This window comes from Pseudomonas sp. UV AK001 (assembly GCF_046097675.1).
GTDB lineage: Bacteria > Pseudomonadota > Gammaproteobacteria > Pseudomonadales > Pseudomonadaceae > Aquipseudomonas > Aquipseudomonas kribbensis.
In genome coordinates, this window is record NZ_JBJUVZ010000016.1 from 42,117 (window position 1) to 54,982 (window position 12,866).

The 12,866-nt window shown below is 61.3% G+C and carries 9 protein-coding genes; all 9 read left to right on the top strand.

Annotation, left to right across the window (positions count from 1 at the left end):
* Positions 1-103 precede the first annotated feature (103 nt).
* A complete protein-coding gene (locus ACKLNA_RS28620) occupies positions 104-844 on the top strand; it encodes a flagellar basal body rod protein FlgF (protein ID WP_085710427.1) in 741 nt (246 codons plus the stop codon).
* 45 nt (positions 845-889) lie between these two features.
* Positions 890-1,675 carry a flagellar basal-body rod protein FlgG gene (flgG, locus tag ACKLNA_RS28625; protein ID WP_007958342.1) on the top strand — a complete coding sequence of 262 codons (786 nt, stop codon included), beginning with the start codon at positions 890-892 and terminating at the stop codon, positions 1,673-1,675.
* A 53-nt stretch (positions 1,676-1,728) separates the two neighbouring features.
* A complete protein-coding gene (gene flgH / locus ACKLNA_RS28630) occupies positions 1,729-2,424 on the top strand; it encodes a flagellar basal body L-ring protein FlgH (RefSeq protein ID WP_007965503.1) in 696 nt (231 codons plus the stop codon).
* Between the two features lie 27 nt (positions 2,425-2,451).
* The gene (locus ACKLNA_RS28635) at positions 2,452-3,540 is read left to right on the top strand and encodes a flagellar basal body P-ring protein FlgI (protein WP_065260802.1); all 1,089 of its coding nucleotides are present in this window, start codon (positions 2,452-2,454) and stop codon (positions 3,538-3,540) included.
* 11 nt (positions 3,541-3,551) lie between these two features.
* Positions 3,552-4,844: a flagellar assembly peptidoglycan hydrolase FlgJ gene (gene flgJ / locus ACKLNA_RS28640; protein WP_408987813.1), complete on the top strand. Its 1,293-nt coding sequence runs from the start codon at positions 3,552-3,554 to the stop codon at positions 4,842-4,844.
* A 21-nt stretch (positions 4,845-4,865) separates the two neighbouring features.
* A complete protein-coding gene (gene flgK, locus ACKLNA_RS28645) occupies positions 4,866-6,911 on the top strand; it encodes a flagellar hook-associated protein FlgK (RefSeq protein WP_408987814.1) in 2,046 nt (681 codons plus the stop codon).
* 13 nt (positions 6,912-6,924) lie between these two features.
* Positions 6,925-8,496 (top strand): flagellar hook-associated protein 3, encoded by a 1,572-nt coding sequence (locus ACKLNA_RS28650; protein ID WP_408987815.1) that lies wholly within the window; start codon positions 6,925-6,927, stop codon positions 8,494-8,496.
* A gap of 117 nt (positions 8,497-8,613) precedes the next feature.
* A complete protein-coding gene (locus ACKLNA_RS28655; RefSeq protein WP_408987816.1) occupies positions 8,614-12,219 on the top strand; it encodes a glycosyltransferase in 3,606 nt (1,201 codons plus the stop codon).
* 230 nt (positions 12,220-12,449) lie between these two features.
* On the top strand, positions 12,450-12,866 hold a 417-nt coding region (locus ACKLNA_RS28660), incomplete at its 3' end, for a calcium-binding protein (RefSeq protein WP_408987817.1).

The following is a 12,866-nucleotide window of genomic DNA, read 5'->3' on the forward strand; positions in this document are numbered from 1 at the left end:
TTTATCGGGTCCCTGGCTGTCAGAAAAAAGTTGGTCTGCAAATTGCTTGTGGCTGAGCAGTACAGCGGTGGGCGGCAAACGTCCGGCATGCAGAGGAAAGAGTGTGGACAAGTACCTTTATGTGGCAATGACCGGCGCCAGCCAGAACGCACTGGCGCAAAAGGCTCATGCCAACAACCTGGCGAACATCTCCACCAATGGTTTTCAGCGCGACCTGGAGCAGGCGCGTTCGATGCCGGTGTTCGGTGACAGCTTTCCGGCGCGTGCGTTTGCCATGAGCGAACGGCCTGCCACCGATTTCACTCCGGGCTCCCTGGTGCAGACCGGGCGTGACCTCGACGTGGCCGTCAGCGGCAACGGTTTCATCGCCGTGCAGAACCCCAATGGCGGCGAAAGCTACGTGCGCACCGGCAGCCTGAACATCGACGCCCTTGGCGTGCTGCGTGCCGGCAACGGCATGCCGGTGCTGGGCAATGGCGGTCCGATTGCCATTCCGCCGGAGCAGCAAGTGGAAGTCGGTGAAGACGGCACCATCAGTATCCGTGCGATGGGCGAAGGCCCGCGCGTCATGGCCGAAGTCGACCGGATCAAGCTGGTCAACCCGGACATCAAGAACATGAACAAGGGCCTGGACGGTTCGATCTACACCAAGGACGGCCAGCCTGCGCCGGCCGATGCCAACGTCAAGCTGGTGTCGGGTTTCCTGGAGTCGAGCAACGTCAATGCCGTGGAAGAGATGACCTCGGTGCTGGCCCTGGCCAAGCAGTTCGAGTTGCACGTCAAGATGATGAATACCGCCAAAGACGACGACCAGGCCATGGCTCGGGTCTTGCAGATCAGCTAATTATCAGAACGTCGCGCCGTAAAACAGGCGCACGAGGAGAATCGAATGCTTCCGGCTCTATGGGTTGCCAAAACCGGTCTGTCCGCCCAGGACACCAACCTGACCACCATTTCCAACAACCTGGCCAACGTGTCGACCACGGGTTTCAAACGTGACCGCGCCGAGTTCCAGGACCTGCTGTATCAGATCAAGCGTCAGCCAGGCGCCCAGTCGACCCAGGACAGCGAACTGCCGTCGGGTCTGCAAGTGGGTACCGGTGTGCGCATCGTCGGCACCCAGAAAAACTTCACCGCCGGCAGCCTGCAAACCACCGAGCAGCCGCTGGATATGGCCATCGACGGCCGTGGTTTCTTCCAGATCCTGCAGCCGGACGGCACCACGTCCTACACCCGTGACGGTACTTTCCACCTCGATTCCAACGGCCAGATCGTCAACGCCAGCGGTTTCGCCCTGGAACCGGCGATTGTCATCCCGAACAACGCCCAGACCTTCACCGTCGGCCGTGACGGCACCGTGTCGATCACCGTTGCCGGCAACGCCGCTTCGCAAGTGATCGGCAACCTGCAGACCGCCGACTTCATCAACCCGGCCGGCCTGCAGGCCGTGGGCAACAACCTGTTCCTGGAAACCGCCGCTTCCGGCGCGCCGCAAGTCGGTACTCCGGGCCTGAACGGTTTCGGCACCACCCTGCAGAACACCCTGGAAACCTCCAACGTGAGCACCGTGGAAGAGATGGTCAACATGATCACCACCCAGCGCGCTTACGAGATGAACTCCAAGGTGATCTCCACCGCCGACCAGATGCTCTCGTTCGTAACGCAGAATCTTTAATCAAGTCTATGAGGCGGCCATGAGGCCGCCTGCAACACCGTGAGGTAAGGGTCATGAAACGCTTCGTATCTGTTCTGGCATTGGGTGGGGTCGTCTCGCTCGCGGGCTGCGTCGCTCCGACGCCCAAGCCCAATGACCCTTACTACGCCCCGGTGTTGCCGCGTACGCCGTTGCCGGCGGCCGCCAACAACGGCTCGATCTATCAGGCCGGTTTCGAACAGAACCTGTACAGCGACCGCAAGGCGTTCCGGGTCGGTGACATCATCACCATCACCCTGAACGAGAAGACTCAGGCCAGCAAGAACGCCAACTCGCAAGTGGCCAAGAACAGCAAGACCGGCATCGGCCTGACTTCGCTGTTCGGCGGCAGCGGCACCACCAACAACCCGTTGGGCGGGAACGATCTGAGCCTGGACGTCGGCTACAGCGGCGACCGTGCGACCAAGGGTGACAGCAAGGCGGCCCAGGGCAACACCCTGACCGGCTCGATCACCGTGACCGTCGCCGACGTGTTGCCCAACGGCATCATCGCCGTGCGCGGCGAGAAGTGGATGACCCTCAACACCGGTGATGAACTGGTGCGGATCGCCGGCCTCGTACGTGCCGATGACATCGCCACCGACAACACCGTGTCGTCGACCCGGGTCGCCGATGCGCGCATCACCTACTCGGGCACCGGTTCGTTCGCCGATGCGAGTCAGCCAGGCTGGTTCGACCGTTTCTTCCTCAGCCCGCTGTTCCCTTTCTAGGTGGCCAAGTTGAATTTCAAGAGCCTCATGGTGGCTGCCGTTTTGTTGTCGGCGGCCTTCAACGCACAAGCCGAGCGGCTGAAAGATATCGCCAGCATTTCCGGCGTGCGTTCCAACCAGTTGATCGGCTACGGCCTGGTGGTCGGGCTTAACGGCACCGGCGACCAGACCACGCAAACCCCGTTCACCCTGCAGACCTTCAACAACATGCTCTCGCAGTTCGGCATCAAGGTGCCGCCGGGATCGGGCAACGTGCAGTTGAAAAACGTCGCGGCGGTATCGGTGAGTGCCGATCTGCCGGCGTTCGCCAAGCCGGGTCAGCAGGTCGACATCACTGTTTCGTCCATCGGTAACTCCAAGAGCCTGCGCGGCGGCACCCTGTTGCTGACCCCGCTCAAGGGTATCGACGGTAATGTCTACGCCATCGCTCAGGGCAACCTGGTGGTAGGTGGTTTCGACGCCGAAGGTCGTGACGGTTCGAAGATCACCGTCAACGTTCCGTCGGCCGGGCGCATCCCCGGCGGTGCCTCGGTCGAGCGTTCGGTGCCGAGCGGTTTCAACCAGGGCAACAGCCTGACGCTGAACCTTAACCGTTCCGACTTCACCACCGCCAAGCGCATCGTCGACAAGATCAACGACATGCTCGGCCCAGGCGTGGCCCAGGCTATCGACGGCGGTTCGATCCGTGTCACCGCGCCACTCGATCCGAGCCAGCGCGTCGACTATCTGTCGATCCTGGAAAACCTCGAAGTCGACCCGGGTCAGGCAGTGGCGAAAGTCATCATCAACTCCCGTACCGGCACCATCGTCATCGGCCAGAACGTGAAGGTTTCGCCGGCCGCCGTGACCCACGGCAGCCTGACCGTGACCATCACCGAAGACCCGATCGTCAGCCAGCCTGGCCCGCTGTCCAACGGCCAGACCGCCGTGGTACCGCGTTCACGCGTGAATGCTCAGCAGGAAGCCAAGCCGATGTTCAAGTTCGGCCCGGGCACCACCCTCGACGAAATCGTCCGTGCGGTGAACCAGGTCGGCGCGGCACCGGGTGACCTGATGGCCATTCTCGAAGCACTGAAGCAGGCCGGCGCGTTGCAAGCCGACCTGATCGTGATCTGAGGACGCCGCCCATGGATATGCGCAAAAGCGGTCTGGTCAGCAGCAGCGATTCGGGTTCGTACTCCGACCTCAATCGTCTGAACCAGCTCAAGGTCGGCGACAAGAACAGCGACGGCAACATGCGCAAGGTGGCGCAGGAATTCGAATCGCTGTTCCTCGGCGAGATGCTCAAGTCGATGCGTTCGGCCACTGAAGCGCTGGGCCAGGACAACCCGCTCAATACGCCGGCAGCCAAGCAATATCAGGAAATGTACGACCAGCAACTGGCTGTTTCCCTGTCCCGCGAGGGTGGTGGTATCGGTCTGGCCGACGTGCTGATGAAGCAGATGTCGAAGAACAAACCGATGGCGCCGGGTGAGGCCGCCGCCGCGTCGGCTGCCAAGCAGCAGGAAGCGCTGGCCAAGGCCGCTGCGGTGGAAACGCCGATTGCCGCCGGCACCGTGGCTACCAACGGTCCGCTGTCGCGCCTTAATGGCGAGCGCCCGTTGTGGGCTTCGCGTTCGGTGCATGCGCCGAACACCCAGCTGGCCCATCGCAATGACATGGAAATGATCAACCAGCGTCGCCTGGCGCTGCCGCCGAAACTGGCTGATCGCCTGCTCGCCGGTCTGGTGCCTTCGGCTACGCCGACAGCAGCCACTCAATTGCCGCAGCGCGACACGATGGCTGCCGCCACCGGCTCCGGCCCGCTGTACAACGGCGACTGGCTGGCCCGCGCCGAGGCGGAAAAGGCCTCCGGCGGGCAGATGCAGATTTACGGTCGCGCCATGGCGCAGATTCCGCTGGCACCGGCGAAGAAGGCGTTCAGCAACGCCGACGAATTCGTCAACACCATGCTGCCGATGGCCAAAGAAGCGGCGGCGCGCATCGGTGTCGATCCGCGTTATCTGGTGGCTCAGGCCGCACTCGAAACCGGTTACGGCAAATCGGTCATGCGCGCCCAGGACGGCACCAGCAGTCACAACCTGTTCGGCATCAAGGCCAGCAGCAACTGGAAGGGCGATTCGGCCCGGGCGATCACCAGCGAGTTCCGCAACGGGCAGATGGTCAAGGAGACGGCCGAGTTCCGTTCCTACGCCTCGTACAAGGACAGCTTCCACGATCTGGTGACTTTGCTGCAGAGCAACAATCGCTATCAAGATGTGCTGAAGTCGGCCGATAACCCAGAACAGTTTGTACGCGAGTTGCAGAAGGCCGGTTACGCAACCGACCCGAACTACGCAAGCAAGATTTCGCAGATTGCCAGGCAGATGACGGTAAATCAGAACTACGCTGCGGCCGGCGTTTCAACAACGCCTTTATAAACACAAGGTAAGGTTTGAATCATGAGTTTGCTCAATATCGGGATGTCGGGGTTGGCCGCGAGTTCGTCCTCTCTGGCTGTGACAGGTAACAACATTGCCAACGTCGACACCGCCGGTTATTCACGCCAGCAAACCGTGCAGGGCACCAAGGCCTCGCAGCAGTTCGGCAACGTTTTCATCGGCACGGGCACGACCCTGGCCGACGTGCGCCGGGTGTACAACTCTTACCTCGAAACCCAACTGCACACCGCCACCTCGCTCAACAGCGAAGCGGCCGCGTACGGTGCCCAGGCGACCGCGCTGGATGCCTCGCTGTCCGATACCAACACCGGCCTGACCGGTGTACTGCAGAAGTTCTTCACCTCGATGCAGGGTGTGGCGACCTCGGCGACCGACGACACTTCCCGTCAGTCGGTGCTGACCGGTGCGCAGGCGCTGACCAGCCGCTTCAATGCGCTGGCCAAACAGCTGAACGATCAGAACACCACGATCAACGGCAACCTGGCGGACATGGCTTCCCAGGTGAACAAACTGGCCACCTCGATTGCCAACCTGAACCAGAAGATCGGCGAGGTTTCCACCAGTGGCGGCCAGCCGAACGATCTGCTCGACACCCGTAACGAAGCCGTGCGCCAGCTCTCCGAGTTGACCGGTGCGCAAGTCGTCGAGCGTGGCACCAGTTTCGACGTGTATATCGGCACCGGCCAGCCACTGGTCATCGGCAACACCACCAACACCCTGAGCACTGTTCCGGGCAAGGATGACCCGACGCGCATGGGCATCCAGATGGATCGTGGTTCAAGCACCATCGACATCACCTCGGCCATGAGCGGCGGTGAAATCGGCGGTTTGCTGACCTATCGCAATGAAGTGCTGAACCCTTCGCTGAACGAGCTGGGGCGTGTAGCACTGGTCATTGCCGATCAGATGAATCGCCAGCAAGCCCAGGGCATCGACAAGAATGGTGACTTCGGCGCGGCGATCTTCAACGACATCAACAGTGCCGCACTGGTCAGCCAGCGCAGCATTGCCTCGGCAAACAACAGTGCGGGTTCGGGTAATCTGAATGTCACCATCCAGGACACCGGCAAGCTGACCACCAGCGATTACCAGGTCACCTTCACCAGCGCGACCAACTATTCGGTCAAGCGCTCCGACGGCACCGACATGGGCTCGTTCAGCACCACGACCACGCCACCGCCAGTGATCGATGGCTTCACCCTGGCCCTGAATGGCGGTGCGCTGAGCGCCGGTGACACCTTCAAGGTGACGCCGACCCGCAATGCGGGATCCACGATTCAGACCGTGCTCACCGATCCGAAGAAAATCGCGGCGGCGGCACCATTGACCGGCGTGGCCAGTGCCAACAACTCCGGCACCTACACCCAGCCGACGCTGGTCGATACCATCGACATCACCAACCCGGCCTCCCAGGCCGAGTTGCAGAACGCCCTCAAATACTCGACGCCGGTCAAGCTGGTCATGGGTGCGGTCACCAGCGGCAGCCAGTCGTACAACATGGTCGACGCCAAGGGCTTCACCATCGGTACCGGCACCATCGTGCCGGGGCAGGCCAACACCCTGAACCTGAAAATCGGTATGGTCGACTCCACCGGGGCTCCGGTGATGGATACCTCGGTCACGCCGAACGTGCAGAAAACCTTCACCGTGCAGACCACCGTGGGCGCGACGCCGAAGCCAGGCGAAACCTTCACGATCAACCTGACCGGCGCGGCCTCTTCGGACAACCGTAATGCGCAAGCTCTGGTCGGCCTGCAGACCAAGCAAACCGTGGACACCGGCACCGGCAGCAAGGGCATCAGCCTGACCGACGCCTACAACAAACTGGTGACCAACGTCGGTACCAAGGCGGCCCAGAGCAAGTCCGACAACGAAGCCACCTCGGTGATCCTCGATCAGGCCAAGGGCGCGCGCGATTCGCTGTCCCAGGTCAACCTCGACGAAGAAACCGGCAACCTGGTCAAGTATCAGCAGTACTACACCGCCTCTTCGCAAATCATCAAGGCTGCGCAGGAAACCTTCGCAACGCTGATCAACAGTCTTTAAGGAGTCGTAATTCATGCGCATTTCCACCGCTCAGTATTACGCGACACAAGCTTCCCAATATCAGCGTAACTACAGCAAGACTGTCGCCACCGCGAACGAGGCGAGCAGCCTGCAGCGCATCAACACCGCTGCCGACGACCCGATCGGCGCAGGGCGCCTGCTCAAGCTGGGTCAGCAGGCCGCGATGCTCGAGCAATATCAGGGCAACATCGATACCACCAAGAGTGCCCTGACCGTGCAGGAGTCAACACTGAACTCCATCACCACGGCTTTGCAGCGCGCCAAGGAAATCGGTCTGGCCGCCAACAACGGTATCGCCACCGACGCTGATCGCAAGGCCTACGCCGCCGAGTTGAGTCAGATCCAGCAGCAGGTGCTGGGCCTGATGAACTCCAAGGACGCCAACGGCAACTACCTGTTTTCCGGTTCCAAGACCGATACGGCGCCGTATTCGCAGAACGCCGATGGCACCTACACCTACAACGGTGACCAGACCCAGATCAACCTGGGCATTGGTGACGGTCTTTCGGTGGCTTCCAATACCACTGGCTGGGATGCGTTCCAGCAGACCATCAACACCAGTCGCACCACGACCAGCATGACCGCGCCAGCGGTCGATGATGGCCGCGTGGTGCTGACCAACGGTATCGTTGGCACTGCCGCGACCTACAACGCCAAGTTCGCGGCCGGCCAGCCGTACACCGTGGATTTCATCAGCAGTACTCAGTTGAAAATCACCGATGCCCTGGGCAACGACGTGACGACCGAAGCCAGCCAGAACGGCGCGATCACTAACAGCAACGGTGCAAACCAGACCGTCAGCTTCCGTGGCGTCGATCTGAAGTTGAGCATCAACCTCAAGCCTGGCGACACCAACCCGGATGCGGTCATCGCCGGTCACAGCTTTCAGCTGGCGGCCACGCCTGACTCGTTCACCACTTCACGCAGCGCGGGCAACGCGTCGACGGCGGTCATCACCGGCTCCGGCGTGACTAATCAGGCAGCCTACGACGCGGCATTCCCGTCGGGCGGCGGTGCGATCCTGAAGTTCACCAGCGCCACTGACTTCGACCTGTATGCAGCGCCAGTGACAGCTGACAGCAAGCCGGTGTCGTCGGGCACCATGGTCGGCTCCAACGCCACGGCAGCAGGTGTGACCTTCACTTTCGGCGGTACGCCGGGTGCGGGCGATCAGTTCTCGATCCAGTCCAACAACCACCAGACCCAGAACGTGCTCGACACCCTGGGCCAGATGGTCACGGCACTGAACGCACCGATCGACGGGGATCCGGTGGCCAAGCAGAAATTCCAGGGTGCCATGGAATCGGCGCTGGGCAACATCGACAGCGCGTCCAACCAGATTGGTTCGGCGGTGACTTCGATCGGTGCTCGCGGACAGTCGCTGGATGACCAGAACACCACCATCCAGAGCCTGACTCAGGCGAATACCACCACTCAGGGTTCGATCCGTGATTCGGATCCTGCCGAAGTGATGACCCGCCTGACCTTGCAGCAGACCATGCTGCAGGCCTCGCAGCTGGCGTTCAGCAAGATCAGCCAGTTGGGCCTGTTCAACAAAATCTGATGCTGACCGGGCGCGCAAGCGCCCGGTTGCTCTGACCGTTCTGTATTTATTGTTCTTCTTTTGCGGTTTCAAAGGGCTCGCTGTTCCGGGCGGGTTCCCGCCGCTTGCGAGTCCGCCGTGAATTCACTCCCGCTTGTCAGCCTCGTCATTCCCGCCTTCAATCCGCGCTTTTTTGAAAAGGCCTTGAGCAGTGCCGTGAGCCAGAGCTATGGCAATCTCGAAATCATTGTCTGCGACGACAGTCGTGGCAGTGAGATCGAGGCCATTGTCGCTTCGGTCACCGAGAGCAGCGGAGCTACGGTTCGTTATGTGCGCAATCCCCGGACACTCGGGCTGGTGGGTAACCTGCATGCGTGCCTGGAGCAGGCGACGGGTGAGTTCATCAAGTTTCTGTGTGATGACGATCAGCTGTTTTCCACCTGCGTCGAACGCCAGGCGCAGACGCTGATCGACCAGCAGGACGTCAACCTGGTACTCGCCCAGCGCCTGTTCTGGGATGCCGGTGACCTGCCGTTGCCGTCGCGTCTGGAGAACACGCCGCTGTCTCCGGTGTGCGGGTTGTTCAAGGGCGATGACCTGCTGGCGATTTTCGAAAATTTCCCGGTGAACATTCTCGGTGGCTTCAGCAATGCGCTGTTCCGTCGATCCGATGTACAGGAGCTGTTGCCGGCCCTGACTCAGTCCGGTCACTGTTTTGTCGCTACGCTCGATTTTGCTTTGTACGTCTGCCTGCTGCGACGCGGCAACGTGGTGATGTCGAACCATGTGCTGAGCATCGAGCGTCTGTACCCTGAGCGTTTGAGCAGCCAGCAAGCGATGCGCGATGCAGCCGAGATCGAGCGGCAATGGCTGACGCAGATGCTCAAGGCGCGCAGCGGCGAATCCGCACCGGCGCCGGGCTGGGTCCGTTATGTACCGATCACCAAGGCCCTGGAAACTCCGCGGGTCTGGGAAGAGTTGCCACTGAGCCGTACGCTGGGAACCAAACAGACCACGCAGGACTGGCATGTCGGTATCGCCAGTGTCAGTTTCGCAGAGCTGTATGCTCAGTGGCTGGCCTGCCGCGCACTGACCGAAGGCCAGCGCGAACTGTTGCCGGACACGCTGGCCGCCTGGCCGCGCGTGCCGAAAATCGTTCCGGTGATCATCGACGAGCAGGGCAGTCGCTCGGCACTCGAACTCACCCTGCAATCGCTGGCCGCACAGGAATACCTGCCGGAGCTGACCATCGTGCTCTCCGCGTCCTGTACCGAGGCGCAGTTGCAGGAGCGCATCGTGCGCATGCCGCTGCAGGATGACTGGCAGCAACAGCTCAACGAATTGTTGCCGCAGCTCGGCGGTGCCGACTGGTTCTATCTGCTGCGCGCCGGTGATCGTCTGGTGGTGCCGGCGTTGCTGGTGATGGCCGAACGTATCGCGCTCTCGCGCACCGTTACCTGCCTCTACAGCGATGAAGGAGGTCTGAGCCAGGGTGAGTCGACCGAGCCTGTGTTCAAGCCGGACTTCAACCTGGATCTGATGCGCAGCTACCCGTATGTGGGCAGGGCGCTGGCCTTCGAGCGCGAGCGTTTCCTCGCCCTGGGCGGTTTCGATTCCGCGTTTGGTGAGCTGGCGCCCCACGATGTGCTGTGGCGCATGGTCGAGCATGACGGCACGCACGTCGTCGGTCATGTTTCCGAGGTGTTGCTGGAGTCGGCGTACGACCTCGCCAAGTGGCTGTCCGAACCGCAAATGGCGGATCGCAACTCGCAGGTGATCTCGGCTCACCTGGCGCGTCTGGGTATCGCCCACGAGATTCGCAATGGCGCCTCGGCGCTGCTCAACCGGGTCGATTATCGCCATGATCGTCAGCCTCTGGTGTCGATCGTCATTGTCAGCAAGGACCAGACGGCAGCCGTACAGCGTTGTGTCGAGAGCCTGCTGGAGAAAACCCTCTATACCGAATATGAATTGCTGCTGGTCGACAACGGCAGCGAGGGCGCAGAAGCGCGGGCCTGGTTTGACGGCATGGGGCAGTTGGGCAGCGAGCGGATCCGCATTCTGGACTGCCCACAGCAAGACAATATGGCGGCGGTGCGCAATGCGGCGGTGAGTCAGGCGCGGGGCGAATACGTCCTGCTGCTCAATCCTTATGCCGTGATCACCCAGGGCGACTGGCTGGCGGAAATGCTCAATCACGCCCAGCGGCCGGAAGTCGGCGTGGTCGGCGCCAAGCTGTTCAATCCGGATGGCCGAATCCTCCACGCCGGCCTTATTCTCGGCCTGCAAGGGCCTGCCGGCGTACCTTTTTACGGCGAGACCCTGCAGGCGACGGGGTACATGTACCGGCTGCTCGTCGCTCATGACCTGAGCGCTGTTGGTGGCGATTGCCTGATGGTGCGCAAGGCCGTGTTCGAGGCGGTCGGCGGCCTCGATCAGCAGGATCTGGCACAGTCGCTCAATGAAGTGGATCTGTGCCTGCGGGTCGGTCGGGAAGGTTACCTGGTGGTGTGGACGCCTTACGCTCAGCTGGCGTTGGGTGCACAGCCGGCACAGCCGGCACAGGCGCCGAAGGACGGCGAGGAAGCACGGCTCGGCCAGGAGCAGGAAACGTTCTACAAGCGCTGGTTGCCGATCGTCGCGCGGGACCCGGCGTACAACGCCAACCTGGCGCTCAATGGTCTGGGCGGTTCGAGCTTCCGTCTCGATCCGGGCCTGCGTACCGGCTGGAGCCCGTTTTCGCAACCGCAATTGCCGAAGATCCTGGCGCTGCCGGTCAACGCATCGGCCATCGGACACTACCGGGTCACCCAGCCACTGATCGAGCTGGAAGCAGCGGGCAGGGCGCTGGGGCGAATTCACTACAACTTGCCGACGATCATCGAAGTCGAGCGCCAATCCCCTGACGTGATCATTTTGCAGGGGCGTTATGCCGAAGCGCCAATCAACGAAATCCCGATCCTGCAGAAGTATTCGAATGCCCGGCGGATCTACGAACTCGATGACTATGTGATCGATGTTCCCCATCGCAATGCCCACATCCGCAACATGCCAAACAAGGACGAGATGGAAAAACTGGTCCGGCGCGCCATCGGCATGTGTGACCGGGTGGTGGTGTCCACGGCGCCGCTGGGTAATGCACTGTCGAGCATGCACAGCGACATTCGGGTAGTCCCGAACATGCTGGCCAAACACCTGTGGAGCGATTTGCGCAGTCAGCGTCGCACCTCGAAAAAACCTCGGGTCGGCTGGGGCGGCGGCACCAGTCACCACGGCGACCTCGCAGTCATCGCTGATGTGGTGCGCGAACTGGCCAACGAAGTCGACTGGGTGTTTTTCGGCATGTGCCCCGACGACCTGCGACCGTACATGCATGAGTTCCACGGCGTGATCGGACTGGACGTGTACCCGGCGAAGCTGGCCAGTCTCAACCTCGACCTGGCCCTGGCACCGTTGGAGTTCCACATCTTCAACGACTGCAAGAGCAACCTGCGCCTGCTGGAATATGGCGCCTGCGGTTACCCGGTGATCTGCACCGACACCGAGGCCTATCGCGGTTATCTGCCGTGCACGCGGATCAAGACCAACACCACGGATGAGTGGCTGCAGGCGATCCGCATGCACCTGGCCGATCCGGACGCCAGCTACCGCATGGGCGACGAATTGCGCGAGGTCGTGCTGCGTGATTACGTCCTGCGTGGCGACAACCTGCGGTACTGGGAAAACGGCTGGCTGGCGGACTGACCGGTTCATCCGCGCTCCCCAAAAAAACAGGCGACTATTGCAGTCGCCTGTTTTTTTTTGCCTGCCTGTTCGTCTTTATTTCATTCTTGATACATTTCTTTGCAGCGGGCTCAAGCGCAGGCTGCTTCCTGTCGATATCAACACATTGCAGTTCAAGAAAATGGTGCCGCGGTGACGTGTGATCGCCACGCTGGCCTGTACCGGTTCACAAACAAGGCAAGGAAGATGTAATGGCAGTAATCAACGGGACAAACGGCGCGGATACGCTGAACGGTACGAGTGGGGATGATGAGATCAATGGCCTGGGTGGCAATGATGTGATTATCGGGAGTGCCGGGGCTGACAAAATTGACGGTGGCGCCGGTTTCGACACGGTCGATTACTCGGCTTCGTCCGCCGGAGTCAATGTCGACATCCGTCCGGGCACCGGTTTGCCCGGCACCGGTGGTGATGCGCAAGGCGACACGCTGACCGGTATTGAAAAGGTCATCGGTTCGGCGTTCAACGATACCTTCACGACCGACGCCTACCTCTTCGCCACTTACGACGGTGGTGCCGGTGACGACATCTACTACGTCAACGGCGGTGGCGTGACCGTCATCGAGCAGGCGGGCGGCGGCAACGATGAAGTGCGTGTCAGCTACAAA